At 41.7% G+C, this 20,806-nt stretch carries 17 protein-coding genes; 7 read left to right on the top strand and 10 right to left on the bottom strand.

Annotated features, from left to right (window positions below; genetic code table 11):
• Window positions 1–75: 75 nt before the first annotated feature.
• Complete coding sequence (locus A4U55_RS05340; RefSeq protein ID WP_013108205.1) at window positions 76–672, bottom strand: hypothetical protein; 597 nt, start codon at window positions 670–672, stop codon at window positions 76–78.
• A 9-nt stretch (window positions 673–681) separates the two neighbouring features.
• Window positions 682–3,282 carry a DNA translocase FtsK gene (locus tag A4U55_RS05335; RefSeq protein WP_063454098.1) on the bottom strand — a complete coding sequence of 867 codons (2,601 nt, stop codon included), beginning with the start codon at window positions 3,280–3,282 and terminating at the stop codon, window positions 682–684.
• Window positions 3,283–3,661: 379 nt separating this feature from the next.
• Between A4U55_RS05335 and A4U55_RS05330 the strand changes: the two genes are divergently transcribed.
• From A4U55_RS05330 to glmU, 7 genes are all read left to right on the top strand, one after another.
• On the top strand, window positions 3,662–4,435 hold the full coding sequence (locus A4U55_RS05330; protein WP_003657123.1) for an ABC transporter ATP-binding protein: 774 nt from the start codon (window positions 3,662–3,664) through the stop codon (window positions 4,433–4,435).
• Window positions 4,436–4,474: 39 nt separating this feature from the next.
• Entirely contained in the window at window positions 4,475–5,263 is a 789-nt protein-coding gene (locus A4U55_RS05325; protein ID WP_003657124.1) for a transporter substrate-binding domain-containing protein, read from the top strand.
• A 68-nt stretch (window positions 5,264–5,331) separates the two neighbouring features.
• On the top strand, window positions 5,332–6,129 hold the full coding sequence (locus A4U55_RS05320; protein ID WP_003657125.1) for a transporter substrate-binding domain-containing protein: 798 nt from the start codon (window positions 5,332–5,334) through the stop codon (window positions 6,127–6,129).
• Window positions 6,130–6,210: 81 nt separating this feature from the next.
• Window positions 6,211–7,008, top strand: a complete 798-nt coding sequence (locus A4U55_RS05315; RefSeq protein ID WP_003657127.1) for a transporter substrate-binding domain-containing protein — start codon at window positions 6,211–6,213, stop codon at window positions 7,006–7,008.
• 188 nt (window positions 7,009–7,196) lie between these two features.
• Window positions 7,197–7,919, top strand: coding sequence for an ABC transporter permease (locus tag A4U55_RS05310; RefSeq protein ID WP_003657130.1), 723 nt, complete (start codon window positions 7,197–7,199; stop codon window positions 7,917–7,919).
• The gene (locus A4U55_RS05305) at window positions 7,916–8,629 is read left to right on the top strand and encodes an ABC transporter permease (protein ID WP_063454097.1); all 714 of its coding nucleotides are present in this window, start codon (window positions 7,916–7,918) and stop codon (window positions 8,627–8,629) included. The genes A4U55_RS05310 and A4U55_RS05305 overlap by 4 nt, the downstream gene beginning before the upstream one ends.
• A gap of 27 nt (window positions 8,630–8,656) precedes the next feature.
• Window positions 8,657–10,018 (top strand): bifunctional UDP-N-acetylglucosamine diphosphorylase/glucosamine-1-phosphate N-acetyltransferase GlmU, encoded by a 1,362-nt coding sequence (gene glmU / locus A4U55_RS05300; protein WP_003663922.1) that lies wholly within the window; start codon window positions 8,657–8,659, stop codon window positions 10,016–10,018.
• A 224-nt stretch (window positions 10,019–10,242) separates the two neighbouring features.
• Here the strand turns inward: glmU and typA are convergent, their stop codons facing one another.
• From typA to lepA, 8 genes are all read right to left on the bottom strand, one after another.
• Window positions 10,243–12,087: a translational GTPase TypA gene (typA, locus tag A4U55_RS05295; RefSeq protein WP_063454096.1), complete on the bottom strand. Its 1,845-nt coding sequence runs from the start codon at window positions 12,085–12,087 to the stop codon at window positions 10,243–10,245.
• Between the two features lie 255 nt (window positions 12,088–12,342).
• Window positions 12,343–13,704: an OmpA family protein gene (locus A4U55_RS05290; protein ID WP_003662682.1), complete on the bottom strand. Its 1,362-nt coding sequence runs from the start codon at window positions 13,702–13,704 to the stop codon at window positions 12,343–12,345.
• Between the two features lie 251 nt (window positions 13,705–13,955).
• Window positions 13,956–14,705, bottom strand: a complete 750-nt coding sequence (locus A4U55_RS05285; RefSeq protein ID WP_003657140.1) for a pyridoxine 5'-phosphate synthase — start codon at window positions 14,703–14,705, stop codon at window positions 13,956–13,958.
• 25 nt (window positions 14,706–14,730) lie between these two features.
• Window positions 14,731–15,540 carry a DNA repair protein RecO gene (recO, locus tag A4U55_RS05280; protein WP_003657141.1) on the bottom strand — a complete coding sequence of 270 codons (810 nt, stop codon included), beginning with the start codon at window positions 15,538–15,540 and terminating at the stop codon, window positions 14,731–14,733.
• Between the two features lie 23 nt (window positions 15,541–15,563).
• Complete coding sequence (era, locus tag A4U55_RS05275) at window positions 15,564–16,559, bottom strand: GTPase Era (RefSeq protein WP_003670660.1); 996 nt, start codon at window positions 16,557–16,559, stop codon at window positions 15,564–15,566.
• Between the two features lie 45 nt (window positions 16,560–16,604).
• The gene (rnc, locus tag A4U55_RS05270; protein ID WP_003658709.1) at window positions 16,605–17,393 is read right to left on the bottom strand and encodes a ribonuclease III; all 789 of its coding nucleotides are present in this window, start codon (window positions 17,391–17,393) and stop codon (window positions 16,605–16,607) included.
• Between the two features lie 14 nt (window positions 17,394–17,407).
• Window positions 17,408–18,502: a signal peptidase I gene (gene lepB, locus A4U55_RS05265; protein ID WP_003658710.1), complete on the bottom strand. Its 1,095-nt coding sequence runs from the start codon at window positions 18,500–18,502 to the stop codon at window positions 17,408–17,410.
• A gap of 57 nt (window positions 18,503–18,559) precedes the next feature.
• Window positions 18,560–20,374 (bottom strand): translation elongation factor 4, encoded by a 1,815-nt coding sequence (lepA, locus tag A4U55_RS05260; RefSeq protein ID WP_003657149.1) that lies wholly within the window; start codon window positions 20,372–20,374, stop codon window positions 18,560–18,562.
• Between the last annotated feature and the right edge of the window lie 432 nt (window positions 20,375–20,806).

Raw genomic sequence — 20,806 nt, 5'->3', positions numbered from 1 at the left:
ATAGGGTGCAAATGTGGTTTTGTCAATCATTTTATAAAAATTTGCTCAAAGTTTTCGCAAAAACAATCACGCCCATCAGGGCGATTTGCCACCATCAATCAATTTTGCCCAAGCCATCAGCTGGGTTTTGATGTCGTTTAAGTCGGATTGAGCTTTTATTTTATCCAGCTTATAAGCCTTTTGGCTGTGTTGGTATTTATCATCCAACCAGTAAAGCGAGATATGATTTGCTTTCATTGACAGTCCCAGAACTTGAGCCTTGATATGTTCAGGCAGATGTATGGGCTGCTCATCAAGGCGGCGTACTTGTGTCAGCATCTTTGGCGTATAAAACTGCTGCGGTATCAGATGCCAACAATCTGCCATGACATGATATTGAGCCATTGGTAGCCTAAGGTCTTCTATGATGACAGTGTACTGAGCAACCCAAGGCATGCTATCTGCTCTGGCATACGCATCTTTTTTGGTGGGTTTGAGCGTATCATACCTATCTTTAAGCCAATTTGGACAAGTAATCAGTTTGGGAAAAATACCAAAATGACGCGCCATCAGCCGAAAATCTGCCACTCGCATTTGATTGGCATTGGGGCGAGCTGCCATAAAATTGCCCACCCAAAAACCAGCAACAACAAGCACAACAATAATAGCGATACTTTCGCTTGATAGTGACATCATATCATCCTACAAAAGCAGCTGACGCTTGCCACTGTTATCCATCGATGAGACCAGTCCACGCTCTTCCATCTGATCAAGCAGACGCGCAGCACGATTGTATCCGATGCTAAACTTACGCTGCACCGATGAGATGGATGGCTTTTTAGTCTCAACCACAAAAGCCGCTGCCGCCTCATATAACTCATCGCCTGCAACGCTACCACCTGCATCACCGCTACCCTCACCTTCAAAAGAATAACTGTCAGATAAATCAATATAGTCAGGCTTGCCACGCTCACGCCAAGCATCACAGACTCGATTGACCTCATCGTCATCCACATAAGCACCATGCACACGCTCAGGATGATTTTTACCCGGCCCAATGAACATCATATCGCCATGCCCCAACATATCCTCAGCGCCACCTTCTTCGATGATTGTGCGACTATCAACTTTAGAGCTGACACGCAGTGCAACACGAGCAGGAATATTCGCCTTAATCAAACCTGTTACCACATTCACCGTCGGGCGTTGGGTAGCAAGCAATAAATGAATACCAGCGGCGCGTGCTTTTTGTGCCAAACGCACAATCGGCTCTTCGGCAGTTTTACCAAGCTGCATGATCATATCGGCAAATTCATCCGCCACAATCACAATCGTTGGCAGTGGCTTAAGCTTGGGCGGCTTATCTTGGCTGACACTTTGATTAATGTGCCATAAAGGGTCATAAATTGGTTCACCCTCAGCTTCGGCGACTTCCACTTTTTTATTAAATTCACTGATTTTTCGCACTCGAAGCTTGCTCATCAGCTGATAACGGCGTTCCATTTCATTGACACACCAAGTCAAAGCAGCAACCGCATCTTTCATATCAGTGATGACAGGGGTCAATAGATGCGGAATGTCGCCATAGTTGGCAAGTTCAAGCTGTTTTGGGTCAATGAGTACAAGTTTAAGCTCATCGGGCGTGTATTTTAGTAGCATAGATAATAAAAATGAGTTCACCAATACCGATTTACCCGACCCTGTCGTGCCTGCCACCAGCATATGGGGTGCTTTTGCCAAATCAGCAATCACAGGCTTGCCGCTGATGTCTTTACCGACAGCGATGGCAATTTGGTTATTTGGACTTTGATAATCTTTAGTATCCAACAGCTCAAGCAAATGCACCATCTCACGCTTTTGATTGGGTACCTCAATACCAATATACGGCTTACCTGGAATCACCTCAACCACACGCAAAGATGCTTTGGACATCGAGCGTGCCAAATCCTGAGAGATGCGTGTGACTCGGCTTGCCTTGACACCTGGTGCAAGCTCAACCTCAAAGCGTGTGACCACAGGACCAACCATGGCTGAGACAACTTGAGCTTGAATATTAAATTCTTGAAGTTTAATCTCCAAAAGCTCTGAAGCTTGCTGCAGTTCATCATCGCTCACTTTAGGTTTATTGGATAAATTGGGCTTATCCAATAAATCCAGCTCAGGAATCGGTGTTAAACTCAAACGATAGCTTAAGGTATCCATCGCACGAGACTGTACAGGCGTTGCTGACTGTTTTGGTTTGGGTGTCTGATGCGTCTGCTCTTGGGTAGGCTTAGTGTCCTTGGCTGTTTTAACTTCAGTCGCCTGATTTTCATCAAAGTTGGGGCCAACTTTTTGAATTGTTTTAAATCGCTCTACGGTTGATGGGTTGTTATTAATGACGATCTGGTTGGACGACTCATTTGGCTCACCCAAATGCGTTGCGTCATCCAACTTATCATGACGATACTTCATCGGGTCAGTTGTAGCTGCTTGTTGCGTTTCTTGGTAAATGTTTTCCGCTTCTGCTTTGGCAGCTTGTTTGCTGGCTTCATTATCACGCTCAGCGATTAGCTCATCACGCAATCCAGAATGGCGTAAAAAGCTCTCAAGCACACCTTCATGATTATGCGGTGTGCTTACCACCGCCGATGTAACAGGGCTTGTACTTTCATCTGGTATGGTACTGATGGTACTGTTTGCACTTTCTGGTTTAGGCTCCAAGTCTACTTTGGGGGTGGATTTATCGCCGCCAATCCAATGAAAAACCAGACCCATCAGATAACGCCAACGAATCTCAAAGCTCAACAAAGAGATGAGGATAATTATTCCGATCAAAAGTAGAGCCGTTACCGTCCCGCCAAAAATACCAGCCAAGCTTTTTTGTAGCTCAAACCCAATCGCCCCGCCCAAACGGGTTGCAAGCAAAGCATTTGTCATCTCACCAATATAAGCAAGCAAGGCACTGACAAATAATATCAACAGCCCATAGGCAAATAATCTTAGTACCCAAAATAGCTTAACATGCGACCACCATAGCCGAACCAGCTCATATGCCAGCACCAGCACAGCCACCCATGCCCCAAAACCAAATAAGGTATGCAAAATATCTGATACCCAAGCACCAAGTAGCCCACCGACATTATTAATGGTTGAATGGCTGCCAACATGTGACCATGCCGAATCCGTCTGATCATAAGACAGCAGCGATAAAAATAAAAATACCAACAATACAATGCCAAAAATGCTAAAAATCAATTGCTTAATGGTAGGCAGCTTACCCATAAAGCGGGCAATGGTCGGATTTTGAAATAGATTACTCATGATGACTCGTTGGCAGGCGATGGGTGTCTTTTTGACATAACTGTCTATTATAGCGAATTTGATTCAATTAGCCAAACATTTGCAAATTGTTATACAGTATCAAATAAAGCCGTGCCTTTATACCGCTTATGCCATTGGCTTGTTTATAAAATTGCTTGTTTATCAAAATTAATAGCGATCACCCTAAGGGCATATTTGCTTCTCCGATACCCAAAGCACGCCCTGAATTATTGATAATAGTAATAAATATAGAAAAAATTACGAAAAATATTTTGTCTTTATGCATTTTTAGGGTAGAATTATCTTGATAAATTTTTTTATGAAACTGTATAGATTTTTTCTGACCTTTGTACTAATTTGCACCTTTTTAGGATTTTTCATGACCGATTCACGCCCCATTGCTCTGGACTTACAAGACATTCATAAAAGCTATGGCTCACTTGAGGTGTTAAAAGGTGTGTCTTTGACCGCATACGATGGTGATGTGATCAGTATTTTAGGCTCATCAGGCTCTGGTAAGTCCACCTTACTTCGCTGCATCAATCTGCTTGAAAAGCCTACCTCGGGAAAAATCATTGTCGGTCAAGAGACATTAAAACTTAAATCACATAAAGGCGAATTGGTTGCAGCCGATAATAAACAACTTGAAAAACTACGCTCAAAAATTGGCTTTGTGTTTCAAAATTTCAATTTGTGGCCGCACAAAACCATTTTACAAAATATCATCGAAGGCCCTACGCAAGTGCTTGGTATCTCAAAAGCTGACGCCATCAAAGATGCCGAACGGCTTTTGACCAAGGTTGGTCTTTTGGATAAAAAAGATGCCTATCCTGACAATCTGTCAGGCGGTCAGCGTCAGCGTGTCGCAATCGCTCGCTCGCTTGCCATGCAGCCACAAGTACTGCTGTTTGATGAACCCACCTCGGCACTAGACCCTGAGCTGGTCAATGAAGTACTTGCTGTCATGCGTGAGCTGGCCGACGAGGGTCGTACCATGCTCATTGTCACGCACGAGATGCGTTTTGCTCGTGAAGTCTCAAGCAAAGTGGTATTTTTACACCAAGGTCGCATTGAAGAGATTGGCACACCAAAAGAAGTATTTGACCACCCAAAATCTGCACGCGTACGAGAATTTATGGCATCGCACCGCTAATTTTATTGTCGCCAATTTTTATTAACCCAAGGAATTATCATGATAAAACCATTTGCCACTTTGGCAACTGTCGCTTGTGTTACTTTGGCGGGTTGTACCAAAGAAGAAACCAGCACCCAAACAACAGCACCCGCTCAGCCAAGCCAAAAAAGCATTGTGATCGCAACTGAAGCCGCCTACCCACCATTTAATGACACGGATGCCAGCGGTCAGATTATCGGTTTTGATGTGGATGTGATGAATGCCTTATGTGCCGAAATGCACGCTCACTGTCAGATAATTGCTCAGGATTGGGATGGCTTAATCCCAAGCTTATTGGCAGGCAAATATGACGCCATCATCGCAGGCATGTCCATCACCCCAGAGCGTCAAGCACAAGTAGATTTTTCGGACTCTTATTTTTCAAATACGATCGTTTGGCTTGCCAAAAGTGATGGCAGCTTTGATCCCAATAATATCACCAATCAAACCCTTGCCAGTCAGCGTGGTACTACTGGTGCTGCCTATATCACCGAAAAATATGATGGTAAAGATGGCAATCGTGTTCAGCTGCATGACACCTACACCAATGCTTATTTGGACACAAAAGCAGGACGCAATCATGCAGTCATGGCTGAAAAAGTATCGGCTATTGACTGGCTAAAGCAAGAGGGCAATGGTGAGTTTGGCTTAATCGGCGAAGAGATTGATAATAACGATCACTTGGGTATCGCCGTACGCAAAGGCGACAGCCTAAAAGCTGAGTTTGATGCAGCTTTAGCAAAAATCAAAGAAAGCGGTAAATTGGCAGAAATTGAAAAAGCTCACTTTCAATCAGATACTTTTTAAGTTTGGCACACCTACTTTTGGTGTGTCGATTATCCATTCTTGCATATTAAGCATATTAAGAGGTGATCATGACAACCGTGTTAAAATTTACCACAGCCGCATTTTGTGTTTCTTTACTTGCTGCTTGTAGCAATGAGTCTACGACCAATACCAAAACTGCTGCTGCACCTAACAGCTCGACCTCACAAAAAGAATTGATTATCGCTACTGAATCTAGCTTTAAGCCATTTAGCTATCTTGACAAGCAAGGTCAATTGGTCGGCTTTGAGATTGATTTGGCAAATGCACTATGCAAGCAGATGCAAGCAGATTGTCAAATCGTAAGCCAAGACTGGGACAGTCTTATTCCAAGCTTGAACGCCAATAAGTCTGATGCCATCATGGCGGGTATGTCCATTACCGAAGAACGCCTAAATGCAGTGGACTTTAGTGAGCCTTATTTTGATAATACGCTTGTTTTGATTGGTAAGAAAGACAATACCGCCACCATCAATGACATCGCTGGTAAAGCTGTTGCAACGCAGCAGGCAACTGTTTCAGCGGAATATCTTCAAAAACATTATCCAGACGCCAACATCAAAACTTATGATAAGCAAGACAACGCTTATCTTGATTTGACCGCTGGGCGTGTTGAATTTATGTTGTCTGATGTCGTGCCTGCTACTGACTGGCTTGCCACTGAAGCTGGCTCTGAATTTGAGATCAAAGGCATGCCCATTGATATCGGTGATAAAGTCGGTATCGCTGTGCGTAAAGATAGCAGCCTAAAAGCGGATTTTGACGCTGCACTTGCCAGCCTAAAAACTAATGGCAAATATGATGAGATTGTTGCCAAATACTTTAACAGCCAAGCATTAGGTCAATAATTTTAAGCCGATGGTGTTTGGTTTTAGTCAAGTCACGCTACACCATCAAAATTTAAGTCACACCAAATCAAGGAGTAGATTGTGAAATTTAAAACATTTGGACTTATGGCAGCCATTGTTGGTACATTTAGTATCTCAGCTTGTAGCGGTCAAAACGAACAAAGCACAAAAGCCAGTGGTGACACCTTGCGTATTGCGACCGAAGGCACTTATGCACCATTTAACTACACCAATCCAGATGGCAGTTTGGGCGGCTTTGATGTGGATATCGCCAATGCGTTATGCAACAAAATGCAAACCGAATGCCAAATCATTGCCCAAGATTGGGACGGTATTATACCAGCATTAAAAACAGGTAAGTTTGATGCCATTGTTGCAGCAATGTCAGTCACCCCTGAGCGTAGTGAGCAGGTGGATTTTAGCGAGCCTTATTTTGTCAACTCTTTGGTATTTTTGGCAAAAAAAGGTTCAAATTTTGATCCGAGCAGCACCGATGCCATCAATAATGCCAAAATTGTTGCTCAGCGTTCAACCATCTCAAGTCAATGGTTAACCCAAACTTATCCAAACAGCAAGCCACAGCTGTACGATACGCTGGACAATGCTTTTATTGATTTAGGTAATGAGCGTGCTGATGCTATGATTTCTGACAAACTGCCAGCATTAACTTGGCTTAGCTCGGACTTGGGTCAAAATTTTGAGATCAAAGGTGGGGACATTAATATCAATGATAAAGTCTCCATTGCTGTCGATAAAGGCAATACCGCACTATTACAAAAATTCAATGAGGCTTTGGCTGCAATCAAGGCTGATGGCACCTATAAACAAATTGTCATTAAGCACTTTGGTGAAGCAGGTATGCCAACTAATATTGAATAATGAATAAGACTGCCAAAAAGGCATAAAATGCTGTGCTTTCGGCGGTAAAATCCATCGCCGAAAGTTGCTTTTTATATGGTAATTTGATTTTTGTGACACCATCTTTTAATGATTGGCTAAGCAGGTTGCTTAAAATAAAACAAACCACAGCAATCAACTGATGGTATTTTATAATTTAAGGTACTAGCGTGTTTGACTTACAAGGCTACGGCCCAATTTTATTGCAAGGTACAATTCTGACCATAAAGCTTGGGCTTGCCAGTTTGGTATTTGGTCTGTTATTCGGTTTGCTTGGTGCACTTGCCAAGCTTTCTGGCGTTTGGATATTACAAAAAATTGCCGATGCCTATACAACAATCGTCCGTGGCATACCTGAGCTTTTGATGGTTTTTTTCATCTTCTTTGGCGGTAGTATCATTTTAGTCACCATTGCAAAGCAAATGGGCTATACAGGACGCATTGATGTGAGTCAATTTTGGGCAGGCGTTACTGCCCTATCTATCATGTTTGGTGCTTATGCGACCGAAGTTTTTCGCATGGCAATTCAAGACATTCCCAAAGGACAATGGGAGTCTGCCCAAAGCATCGGTATGACGCCAATACAGACATTGACACGCATTATTCTACCTCAAATGTGGATGGTGGCACTACCTGGTCTTGGCAACTTAACTTTGGTACTACTTAAAGATACAGCCTTGGTTTCGTTGATTGGTTTACAAGATTTAATGTATTTTGCACAGCGTGCAGCACAATCCACCCAAAAACCTTTTACATTTTATTTAGCTGCTGCTTTTATCTATTTGGCTTTGACTTCGGTGATTACACTTTTTATCATGTGGTGTGAATCTCGTGCCAACCCTGCCGCACGGTATGCCAAGCTACTTCACAAACGCTCAGGGGGTCAATCATGAATTGGAATTGGCAAGCAATTATTAACTATTTTCCAGATTTACTCGCAGCATCGGTTACGACCATTGAGCTTGTGGTCCTGTCTTGTGCTTTGGGTCTTGTATTTGGTGTGATTCTTGGGCTATGGCGACTGTCTCCAGTATTGTGGCTTCGTGCCATTCCAGCGACTTATATTTTTTTCTTTCGTGGCACGCCTTTATTGGTTCAGATTTTTTTAATTTACTATGGCTTGGGTCAGTTTACCGCACTCAAAGAGTCCTTTCTTTGGGATCCAATTTTTAGTCAAGCATACTGGTGTGCCATCATCGCCTTTACCTTAAATACTTCGGCCTATATCGGTGAAATCGTTCGTGGTGCGGTCATAGCTGTGCCTACTGGGGAATTGGAAGCCGCCGACGCCATTGGTATGTCAAAACAGCAAAAATTACACCGTGTCATCCTACCTCGTGCCTTTGGTATCATGATACCTGCTTATAGCAATGAAGTGATATTTATGCTAAAGGGGAGTGCTTTGGCAGCATCAATTACGGTGGTTGAGCTGACGCATAAGGCACGAGACATCATTTCCATTACTTATCTTCATTTGGAGATGTTTTTTGCCGCTGGTATGATTTATTTGGTGATCAGCTGGGTGTTTTTATTCATTTTTCGCCAATTTGAGCACCGTGTCAATCGTCATAAACGCTATAATCCCACCTGCGGTAAATCCTAATCCACCGATTTAATTTAAGGAAGACTGATGACACTACATACCATTATTTTAGCTGCTGGTAAAGGCACACGCATGAAATCCAACCGACCCAAAGTTTTACAAACCTTGGCAGGCAAGACTTTGGTTCAGCATGTTTTGGATACTTGTACACAAATTCAAGCAGATGGTACGATTTTGGTTTATGGCTTTGGCGGTGAGATGGTCAAAGAGGCACTATCTACCCATACAGTTATATTTGCCGAACAAACACAGCAGTTAGGCACAGGTCATGCGGTCAAGATGGCATTACCCCATCTGCCAAAAGAAGGTAAAAGCCTGATTTTATATGGTGATGTACCTTTAACTCAGGCCGAAACCTTACAAAACCTTGTTAAAGCCAATACCAGCGGTATCTCAATGCTGACTTTAACTGTGAAACAGCCGTTTGGTTTGGGTCGGATTGTCCGAGATCAGGGCAAGGTCGTTGCCATCGTTGAAGAAAAAGATGCCGATGTACAACAAAAATTAATCACAGAGATTAACAGTGGCATCTATTGTGTGGATAATGCGTTGCTTCATAAATATCTACCCATACTGAACAATAACAATGCTCAAGGCGAATATTATTTGACAGATATTATCAAATTGGCTGTTGATGATGGCGTTGAAATTGTAACCATTGAACCTAAGTTTGCCTTTGAAATTGAAGGCGTGAATGATCGTATTCAGCTTGCCAATCTTGAGCGAGATTTTCAATCACACCAAATTCATCAATTACAAATCGCTGGCGTACAGTTTGCCGACCCAAATCGTGTCGATATTCGTGGCAAATTGACCTGCGATCGAGATGTTTTTATTGATATTAATACAGTATTTGTCGGTGATGTCCATCTGGGCATGGGCGTGCAGATTGATGCGGGCAATGTCATTACAAATAGTCATATTGGCAACCAAACACACATTAAACCCAACTGTGTCATTGATGATAGTATGATTGGTCAAAATGTTAGCATTGGACCATTTGCCCATATAAGACCAAAAACCATACTATCAGATGATGTTAAAATTGGTAATTTTGTAGAAACTAAGAAAACGACCGTAGGTGTTGGCAGTAAGATTAATCATCTAAGCTATGCTGGCGATAGTATCATCGGGCAAAATGTCAATATTGGTGCTGGTGTAATTACCTGTAACTATGATGGCATCAATAAGTTTACCACCACAATTGGTGATCGTGCGTTCATCGGCAGTAATTCAAGCTTAGTTGCTCCTGTGACTGTCGGTATGGGTGCAACAATCGGTGCAGGATCAGTCATCACCAAAGATGCCAAAGACAATGCTTTGACCTTGGCTAGAGCGAAACAAGCCACCATTATCGGTTGGTCACGCCCCAAAAAAAATCAAGTTTAGTGCTTTGGTATTGATTTTTGATTTAATCATGAAAAAGTTTTTATCTTCAATAAAAGCCAGCTAAACCAAAGGTTAAAGCATAAAAATCAAAAGCTGACCATGATTATGCCTAAAAGTCATACCATTTGAACAAAAAAATTATCAAAAAAAGGGTTTATTAACTAAACCCTTTTTAAAATTGTCTTTATAAAATGACTTAAATATGATGAAAATTCACCAAATTATCAATCTTTTTTACGACCAAAACGCTTACGCTCATTTTCAGTCAAATACCGCTTGCGGATACGGATCGATTTAGGTGTCACCTCAACCAATTCATCATCTTCGATAAACTCAAGTGCCTGCTCAAGTGTATAATCCAGCGCTGGGGTTAAAATAATCGCATCATCAGAGCCTGACGCTCGAATATTAGTCAATTGCTTGGCCTTGGTCGGGTTTACCACCATGTCATCTGAACGAGAATTAATGCCAATAATCATGCCTTCATACACTTCAAGCTGTGGCTTAGCAAACAAACGACCACGCTCTTGTAGGCTAAATAAAGCATAAGCCAAACAGGTACCTGTTACCATTGATACCAGCACACCATTTTGACGCTTGGCTACCGTACCATCTTTGGCAGGGCCATAGTGGCTAAAGCTGGAAGTCATAATACCTGTGCCTGAAGTCATGGTCAAAAACGCCGAACGAAAACCAATTAAGCCACGAGAAGGCACAGTAGCTTCAATACGAATACGACCTTTGCCGTCAACCTCCATATTCGTCAGCTCACCTTTACGGTTGCCCATCTCCTGCATGACTGCTCCTTGATGCTGTTCCTCAACATCAAAAGTAACATTTTCATACGGTTCACACATGACGCCATCAATCTCTTTCATGATGACTTGCGGGCGTGATACGCCAAGCTCAAAACCTTCACGACGCATATTTTCAATCAATACCGACAAATGTAACTCGCCACGACCTGAAACTTTAAATTTTTCAGGGCTGTCTGTATCTTCAACACGCAGTGCAACATTATGAATCAATTCACGGTCAAGGCGTTCACGGATATTACGAGAAGTTACAAACTTACCTTCTTTGCCAGCAAATGGTGAGTCGTTAACCTGAAAAGTCATCGAGACCGTCGGCTCATCAACAGACAGTGCTGTCAGGGCTTCAACATGTTGTGGGTCACAAATCGTATCAGAGATGTTCAAAGAATCAATACCTGTAATACAGATAATGTCTCCTGCCTGAGCCGATTCAACATCAACACGCTCAAGACCATGGTAGCCCATAATTTTTAAAATTCGTCCATTGCGTTTATTGCCATCTTTATCAATGATTGCAACGGGCGTATTTGTTTTTACAGAGCCTCTTTGAATACGACCAACCCCAATCACCCCAACAAAGCTATTGTAGTCAAGGCTTGATATTTGCATTTGAAATGGACCGTCGACATCCACCTTAGGAGGCTCAACGATATCAACAATCGTCTCAAATAGTGGCGTCATATCATCAGCAAGATTATCTGGTTCAAGTCCTGCAATCCCATTAATACCCGATGCATAGACAATAGGAAAATCTAACTGCTCATCAGTCGCATCTAAACTGTCAAACAAATCAAAGACTTGGTCAATTACCCAATCTGCACGAGCGGCTGGCTTGTCAATTTTGTTAATGACAACAATCGGTTTAAGTCCACGAGCAAATGCTTTTTGAGTCACAAATCGTGTTTGTGGCATGGGACCTTCTTGAGAATCCACCAATAATAATACACAGTCAACCATCGACATGACACGCTCAACCTCGCCACCAAAATCGGCATGCCCTGGGGTATCAACGATATTGATACGATACTCAGTGTTAGTACGCTTATCAGTCCATCGAATGGCGGTATTTTTTGCCAGAATCGTAATCCCTCGTTCAGACTCAAGGGCATTTGAGTCCATCACGCGTTCGATTTCACCAGAACGCTCACCCAAAGCGCCTGATTGCTGTAAAAGTTTATCAACTAAGGTAGTTTTACCGTGGTCAACGTGAGCGATGATTGCAATATTGCGTAAATGCTTAATGTCGTCTGCCATAAATACTCATATAAAGATTAATAGTCGTGCGATATGCCCGAACTGATAAAAGGCTTAAAAATAACTCAATTGATAAAATCAGTCAGTTGGCTTAACTCATCTGATTTATTCAAAAGCTAAGAAAACCGCTTATTATAACATAAATCAGTCTAACTGAACCAAAAATTTACACCAAATAAAAAAGCCACCAAAAAGGTGGCTTTTTTATCGATAAGGCTTGAGAATTCAAGCTGATTACCAAATACTCATGTGCAATTATTGAACAATCATATCTTTGGTTTGATCAACAGTCGTTGTTTTGCTACCAGTGATTACTGCTTCTACACGACGGTTCATCGCTTTACCTTCAGCAGTAGTATTTGGAGCGATAGGACGATCAAAGCCATAACCAACTGCATTTAGGCGGTTTGGAGCGATACCAAATTCGTTAGATAGCATTGATTTAACAGCATTAGCACGAGCTTCAGATAGACGCTGGTTGTAGCGTGCACTTGAGCGTGCTGAATCGCGTGATGCGTGACCTTCAATGGTTGCAGTTGCATTTGGGAATTCACGCATTTGCGCAGCAACCTTAGCAACTTCTTCACGGTATTGTGGTTTGATGATTGATTTATCATAATCAAAGAATACACGCAACTCTTGGCGAAGCTCTTCTACCAAATTAACCTGTACTGGGCAACCGCGTGGATCAACAACAGTGTTTACTGGAGTTCCTGGGCAGGCATCCAGATGATCAGGCACACCATCTCCGTCTGAATCAACAACAATATCTTCAATTACAGCTGGTGCTTCCTCAATGACAGGCTCAGGTTCTGGTTTAGGAAGAATCACGGGTGCTGGAGCAACAACTGGTTCAGCAACAGGTTCTGCTACTGGTGCTACTGGTACTGCAGGTGCCAAACGACCACCCAAGGTTACCTCTAAACCAGCCAACGCCAAGCCTTCCCACCATTTGTTATCAAAATTATGGATAGCACGGGCTTCACCACGAAGTGCAAGGGCATCATTGACTAAGTAGCGAGCACCAAGACCTAAGTTACCGATGGTGTCTTTAGACTCAGCAACTTCTTGACCTGCTTTTACAGCTTGATCTTTTGCAATGTTTTGCCCATTGGCTACTTCTGCTGTATAACCATCAATTGCATTTACTTTAATTTTAGATTGACCTGCACCAACCAAGACATAGGGCTTGAATTTATTTGTTGGATTGTAGCCGCTGAACTGCTCAGTACCAATCAAAAAGTTACCGCTGATGGTTTCTTGCTCAGCATCAAAGCGATGTGCAGATTTGTCTGAAGATTTTGCATCACGGTTAGAGATACCATATTCAACTTGGAACTGAGTTGATGGCGTAAGTTCGATACCAATCGCAGCACCAGTCCATAGCTCACTGTCCAGTGCGACACCGCCATTAGCTGGTGCAGGTGCATTAGTAGCATCTAGCTCTAGCTTCTTGCCAGTGCGTAAGATTTTGCGTTGATCATTGTGGGCTTCGTCAGTGTAATGATAGCCAAGTAGTAGTGGGCTGACTGTCACACCAGCTTGAGCAGCAACTGGAGCTGCAACTGGAGCTGCAACGGCTGCGATGACCGCAAGAGCGATTTTATTAAATTTCATAAATTCCTCCAAGGAATGGTTGGTTTTTCAAGATTACCGCACCTATTTTAGCATAGCGATCCAAGACCTGCCAATAATCTGTTACAAAATTTTGCAGATTCTTAGTGACTAATGAGTCAAACCAATAGGTATTCATTTTGGCTTGTGGGCTTAGCTTAATGGTAAATGAATTTTTTTACAACCTTTTTTTGAACAAAAATACATAATATTACACAATAGTCATCATTATTTACGATTTTCTTTCTAACGCATCAATGATTGGTCGTTTTATCTTGAACAAAAGCCATTTTCATTGCCTTGACTGCATTATCAAGCCCCATAAATATCGCATCTGAAATCAATGCATGCCCGATATTCAGCTCATGAATACCATCAATTTGGGCAATCGCTGCAACATTATCACGCGTCAAACCATGACCTGCATTAATCAATAATGATGATTTTTTTTGTGCCATTGCAACGGCTTTTTGAATACGGTCAAGCTCTTTATCAACAAGCTTTTGATTATTTTGTAAAGTCGCTTGAGCATAAGCTCCCGTATGCAGTTCAATCGCATCAGCACCCAAAGCAATTGCAGCATCAATTTGATGCGGATCTGGATCGATGAATAAAGAAACCTTAATATCCGCCTGCTGAAGACTGTGTATAAATGCTTGAATATTTGATAAATTGGCGATATCAAGCCCACCTTCTGTAGTCAGCTCTTGGCGTTTTTCTGGTACTAAACACACCCATGCTGGTCGTACCTTTAGGGCAATATTTAGCATCTCATCAGTGACTGCCATCTCAAGATTCATGCGTGTTGTCAATTGCCCAATCAATTCATAAACATCTTCATCTTGAATATGTCGACGATCTTCTCGCAAATGCAAGGTAATCCCTGATGCGCCCGCTTGCTCACAAATCAGCGCTCCTTTAATGGGGCAAGGATAGCCGACACCTCGTGCATTTCGTAATGTGGCAATGTGATCGATATTGACACCTAATAATGGTATATTCATCATATTCCTTAATGTAGTTAAATCGCTATTGCAAATATTGGATACTTTGTTGCCATAATGTGCGACTATGTAAGGGCTGATGGTTCAATAAATTATCCAAAACTGCCTTTTGGATTTGGCTAAATTGATCCAAAAACTCCAAAGCAAGTTCTGGTTCTTCCATTGCAGCACCCATCTGTAAAATTTGTGAGCCTGTATAACATACGCCATCAAACCGAATCTTAGGGTCAATTTGCGTCCGTACAAGATGTGCTAACATAAAACCCATTTGAGGTATAAAGCAATACATGGCATCGGCATTGATGGGCACACCATGCCCATCAACACAAAAATCCATCATAACCCCAAGCTCTGAAAACAGTCCTCTTTCAAAGCTGCGTAAGTAAAGCTTCATTGCCTGCATCTTATCTACTGCCATCAGCGATAACCGATCCAATGCATGAAGTTTGGTCATATTGGTATGATAAACTTGCCACAGCTTAGGACAAGGACTTTCGGTGGCAAGTAGCTTATCAAGTATCTCATTCATATATAACAGTGCATACTGCACTCGCCCTGTCATCAAACCATAACTTGCTGGATGATAAGCCGCTTCGTTTGACTGTGCTGTTAGTTGCCGCACAAATTCATCTGAAAATCCCAAGCTGATTTGACCAAAGCTTTTTAATGACTTTGTACCACTTGACATAAGCCAAATGGGCGTAAACAAAGGCATGCCACGCCCACCGATACCATGTACCACGCCCTTTTCATACGAAAAGAATTGATAAATTGCCCGCTTTTCTTGATAAGGACGCTGATGAAGCAGATAGCCATTAAGTGCAGTGGCACGCATGAATGTATCTCAAAATATTTGACTTAATAACCCAAACTATTGAGGGCGCGCTCATCATCACTCCAACCACGCTTAACTTTTACCCATAAAGTCAGCATAATTTTTCGGTCAAATAACACTTCCATATCTTTACGGGCATCAATACCAACTTGTTTGATTTTTGCCCCTTTATCGCCAATGATAATTGATTTTTGACCTGCACGCTCTACAAAAATTGTCGCATCAATGAATGTCACCGCTTTACGCCATTTTCCTGTCTCTGGGTCTTTATGTGCAGGCTCATCTTTAAAGGTATCAATTTGTACCGTCAAATCATAAGGCACTTCATCACCAGAGATACGCATGATTTTTTCTCGAATAATCTCTGATGCTAAAAAACGCTCTGAGCGGTCGGTAATTTGTTCAGCATCAAAAATGGCTGGTCTGATTGGCAAATACTCACCAATGACAGACTGTAATCGATCAAGATTATGGCGACGAAGTGCAGAAACAGGGATGATATCTGCAAAATCAAAACTTTCGCTAAAGCTTTCGATGACAGGCAAAAGTTTTGATTTGTCTTTAACGGTATCTGCTTTATTAATGACTAAGATAACGGGTAAATTGGTCGCTGATAACTTCTCAAGCGTTAATAAATCATCTTCTCGCCATTGAATGCCATCAACCACAAACAGCACCACATCCACATCAGCTAACGCAGAAATGGCAGCTTTATTCATTCGCTCATTGATAGCACGCACCTCTTTACCGTGAATTCCGGGTGTATCAACAAACACAATTTGCCTATCTTCATCTGTCAAGATACCATGAATACGATGGCGGGTTGTCTGTGGCTTTCTTGAAGTAATCGACAGCTTTTGTCCAAGCATGTGATTCATAAGCGTTGATTTGCCAACATTGGGACGCCCAACAATTGCAACAAACCCTGCCCTAAAAGACTCATTTTTTGGTGTTGATCGATTCTCAAAAAACGCCGAAATGGTATCTTCATTGCTATGGGTCTTGGTATTATCAGACATATTTTTCCTTATGATTGCACTTTGGCTAATATCTTTAAAGCAAACTTAACTATTAGGCAATAATTTATTTAATTGATTAATCATTCTTTCGGCACATTTTTGTTCAGCAATACGGCGGCTGGCACCTGTTTCGATAATGGGGTCAACGCCGACAACCGTACAATGGCAGCGAACGACAAACACTTGATTAGGCGCACTACCCAAAGTTTGGATAAGTTCATAAGTTGGTAATGGTAAGCGATTGCCCTGAAGTAGCTCCTGTAGACGAGATTTGGCATCTTTGAGTACCTGTTCTTGACCTACCTCTTGAATCAGATCTTTGTACCAATCCATCACCATACGATGAATAATATTTTCGCCATCGCTGTTTAAATTATCCAAATACACAGCAGCAATGAGTGCCTCGACTGCATCCGCCAAAATTGATGCACGGTGGCGACCCCCACCTTTACGCTCGCCAACTCCCAAAATCAGATACCGAGACAATTCAAGGTGGTCAGCAATCTGCACGAGGGTTTCTTGGCGTACTAAAGCTGCTCGCATTCGTGTAAGCTTGCCTTCATCATGCTTAGGATACTGTGCAAATAACGCTTTTGTAATAATTGAGCTTAGCAGTGCATCCCCCAAAAACTCCAGACGCTCATAGCTTTTTTTAGGATCATAAGAACGATGGGTTAAAGCACGACAAAGTAGCGACACATCTTTAAAAGTATAACCAAGCTTAGCATAAAGCACAGGCAACCCTTGTTCAAAATCAGAAAAATAAGGCATCTGATCAGGAGTTTTGGTCACCTTTTGTGACATCTTCATGGTTTTTGGTGATTTATTTGCCACCACATACTCCAATCTTAATCAATTGTACCATTACGCCCAAAACTTGGTAATCTAAAACCTGACTCTTTATGCATCCAAATATAAGTTGCCTTACCCGACAGATTAGATTCTGGCACAAAACCCCAAAAACGACCATCATCACTACGATCACGGTTATCACCCATCACAAAAAATTGACCTTCAGGAATCACAATTGACCATTGTTCTCCATGAGAATCAACCACCTCTGGTGAGTGCTCAATTAAAAATGGTGCTTCTGCTGATGAGTTTGAATTTATAACATATCGTACAGTATAAGTATGGTTGCCCAAATTTTCAGTTTGATAGCGTGCCAAATATTCTTCTTGACGCCCAAAACCTGCTCGGTCTGCATCGCTAAGTGTTTGACCATGAATCATATTGGGCAACATTTTATCCAATAACACACTTGGCATTTGATAATTCACCGCCGTCGTTTCTACCTTTTCACCATTAATCGACAACACCCCACGATTAAAGCTTACCGTATCTCCAGGCAAGCCAATTACTCGCTTTATAAAATAAATATTATCATTCACAGGATAACGAAAAACAGCAACATCGCCTCGTTTGGGGTTGCCTGTATCCAAAATCTTAGTATGTATAATTGGCAAACGAAGCCCATAAGCTGCTTTATTGACAATAATAAAATCGCCTGTGTATAAAGTTGGCACCATAGAAGATGATGGGATATTAAACGGCTCAATCACAAATGCTCGTACAATCACAATCGCCAACAAAATGGGCAAAAATTCATAAGCCCACCGTACAACTGCAATATGATTGGGAGGATTGCCTACCAAAGCAGCAAGTTTGACACGGCTTGCCTGATAATCCTGATAGGCGCTATACAAATCACTTGGAGCATGAGCATCAGGTGTATAACTTTGGGCATCACTACGCATGCCATAATTTGCTAAAGCCAGCTCAAGTTTTTGTTTATGCATTGAAAGTTGAGTTTCAGTAAACTTAACTTCTTTGGCATGATGCTTGATGGCAAAATGTTGTTTTAAGACAAGCTTATCCACCAACCAAATCAGCAAAAACACCAAAGTTATCGGTACGATCACTAAATTAATATCAAAATTCACCAAATTCTCCTACGGCAAATGCACCAAATTTATACAGCGACACAGCATCAAAATTATTCAACTGTCAACTTTCAAGACTGCCAAGAAAGCCTCTTGGGGAATTTCAACACTGCCAACTTGCTTCATGCGTTTTTTACCTGCTTTTTGTTTTTCAAGCAATTTTTTCTTACGGCTGACATCGCCACCATAGCACTTTGCCAAGACATCTTTACGCATGGCTTTAACCGTGCTTCTTGCAATGATTTGACTGCCAATCGCTGCTTGAATGGCCACATCAAACATTTGGCGAGGAATCAACTCTTTCATTTTTTCAACCAACTGATTGCCACGGCGGCGTGCATGTTCTTGATGGCAAATCATCGCCAATGCATCCACCTTTTCGCCATTAATCAGCACATCAACACGAACCAATTTATCCGCTTCATAACGCTCAAAACCATAATCTAACGATGCAAAACCACGGCTGGCAGATTTTAATTTATCAAAAAAATCCATCACAACCTCACCCATTGGGATATCAAATATAACCTGTACTTGCCGTGCCATAAATTTCATATCCACTTGCACACCTCGACGCTCAATCGCCAAGGTAATGACATTGCCTAAATATTCTTGAGGTACCAAGATATGGCAACGAGCGATCGGCTCACGAAACTCAGCAATGACACCTGTATCAGGTAGTTTGGATGGGTTATCTACATAAATAATATCACCATTTTTCTTGACAATTTCATAAATGACCGATGGTGCTGTCGTAATCAAATCAAGATCATATTCACGCTCAAGCCGCTCTTGAATGATTTCCATGTGCAGCATGCCCAAAAATCCACAGCGAAAACCAAACCCAAGTGCTTCAGAAGTATCAGGCTCAAAAAATAGTGCTGCATCATTAATTTGAAGCTTTTGTAATGCCTCACGAAATTTTTCAAAATCACTGGAATCAATCGGGAACATCCCTGCATAGACTTGAGGCGTAACTTTTTGAAATCCTGGAATATTTTCTACATCTGGTGTTTTGGCATGCGTAATGGTATCGCCCACAGGAGCGCCTTGGATATCCTTAATCCCTGCAATGACAAAACCTACTTCGCCTGCATGTAGCACATCGGTTTCTAGTGATTTTGGTGTAAAAACCCCAACCGAGGTCACAATGTGCGTCTCACCAGTTGATTTAATAAAAATTTTATCGCCTTTGGATACCTGACCTTCACGCACACGCACCAATGACACGACACCCAAATAATTATCAAACCAAGAATCAATAATCAAAGCCTGCAGCGGTGCCTCACGATTACCTTTTGGAGCAGGAATAACATCGCACAATGTTGCTAATAATTCTTCGATACCAACCCCAGTTTTAGCAGATACTCTCGGTGCTTCCACAGCCTCAATACCAATGATATCTTCAATCTCTTCAATCACTCGCTCAGGTTCAACTTGGGGTAAATCAATTTTATTTAAAACAGGTAAAACCTCAAGCCCCTGTTCTACTGCTGTATAACAATTTGCAACACTTTGCGCCTCAACACCTTGAGCAGCATCAACAACAAGCAATGCACCTTCACAAGCCGCTAATGAACGAGATACTTCGTAACTAAAATCCACATGGCCGGGTGTATCAATAAAATTGAGTTGATATGTTTCGCCATTGGGATGATTATAGTACAAAGTTACCGATTGTGCCTTGATCGTGATTCCTCGTTCACGCTCAATATCCATACTATCTAGCACTTGAGCTTGCATCTCACGGTCTGACAAACCACCACAAACTTGAATAAAACGGTCGGCCAAAGTACTCTTACCATGATCGATATGAGCAATAATAGAAAAATTACGAATATGGGAAATATCAGTTGGTTTTTTTGCAGTCATATAAAGTGCTTATCAAAAGAAAATAAAAATCAGATAACAGAATATTCTACCTTATCTGACAATGTTTCGCCATCAATTTCACAGATTTTATGGGTAATTAGCAGGTAGAATAAACAGCACAAAAATTAAACACTCTTCCAAAAACGGCAGCCAAAAACAATATTTTTATATAGTTTCACGATAAATCAAAACAGTTTTATCAGATTAAAGCAGCCATTCTAAACACCACAACAATCCCCAAGCCAAATCATAGTTAGCCACATACTTTGGCAAACCAAACTGGTCAATTGATCGCTTTATGTTTTTATTATCTTTAATAACTTATCTTTAATCAAAATTTGTTTCATTCGTAAATATAAATAAAATATTAATTAAACTAAAGTATGCTAAAGGCTATATAGGTTTTAAATATTATCGCCTTTGCCCAAAAGC

This window comes from Moraxella catarrhalis (assembly GCF_001632285.1).
Taxonomy (GTDB): domain Bacteria; phylum Pseudomonadota; class Gammaproteobacteria; order Pseudomonadales; family Moraxellaceae; genus Moraxella; species Moraxella catarrhalis.
Note: the sequence above shows the minus strand (reverse complement) of the source record. Positions and strands in the feature narration are given on the sequence as shown.

Excerpts from the sequence above, each read along its gene's own strand:
- glmU (WP_003663922.1), top strand. The coding sequence starts at position 8,657 with ATGACACTACATACCATTATTTTAGCTGCTGGTAAAGGCACACGCATG.
- A4U55_RS05290 (WP_003662682.1), bottom strand. The coding sequence starts at position 13,704 with ATGAAATTTAATAAAATCGCTCTTGCGGTCATCGCAGCCGTTGCAGCT.
- A4U55_RS05325 (WP_003657124.1), top strand. The coding sequence starts at position 4,475 with ATGATAAAACCATTTGCCACTTTGGCAACTGTCGCTTGTGTTACTTTG.
- A4U55_RS05285 (WP_003657140.1), bottom strand. The coding sequence starts at position 14,705 with ATGAATATACCATTATTAGGTGTCAATATCGATCACATTGCCACATTA.
- era (WP_003670660.1), bottom strand. The coding sequence starts at position 16,559 with ATGTCTGATAATACCAAGACCCATAGCAATGAAGATACCATTTCGGCG.
- A4U55_RS05330 (WP_003657123.1), top strand. The coding sequence starts at position 3,662 with ATGACCGATTCACGCCCCATTGCTCTGGACTTACAAGACATTCATAAA.
- A4U55_RS05305 (WP_063454097.1), top strand. The coding sequence starts at position 7,916 with ATGAATTGGAATTGGCAAGCAATTATTAACTATTTTCCAGATTTACTC.
- typA (WP_063454096.1), bottom strand. The coding sequence starts at position 12,087 with ATGGCAGACGACATTAAGCATTTACGCAATATTGCAATCATCGCTCAC.
- A4U55_RS05320 (WP_003657125.1), top strand. The coding sequence starts at position 5,332 with ATGACAACCGTGTTAAAATTTACCACAGCCGCATTTTGTGTTTCTTTA.
- A4U55_RS05335 (WP_063454098.1), bottom strand. The coding sequence starts at position 3,282 with ATGAGTAATCTATTTCAAAATCCGACCATTGCCCGCTTTATGGGTAAG.
- recO (WP_003657141.1), bottom strand. The coding sequence starts at position 15,540 with ATGCGTGCCACTGCACTTAATGGCTATCTGCTTCATCAGCGTCCTTAT.
- A4U55_RS05340 (WP_013108205.1), bottom strand. The coding sequence starts at position 672 with ATGTCACTATCAAGCGAAAGTATCGCTATTATTGTTGTGCTTGTTGTT.
- lepA (WP_003657149.1), bottom strand. The coding sequence starts at position 20,374 with ATGACTGCAAAAAAACCAACTGATATTTCCCATATTCGTAATTTTTCT.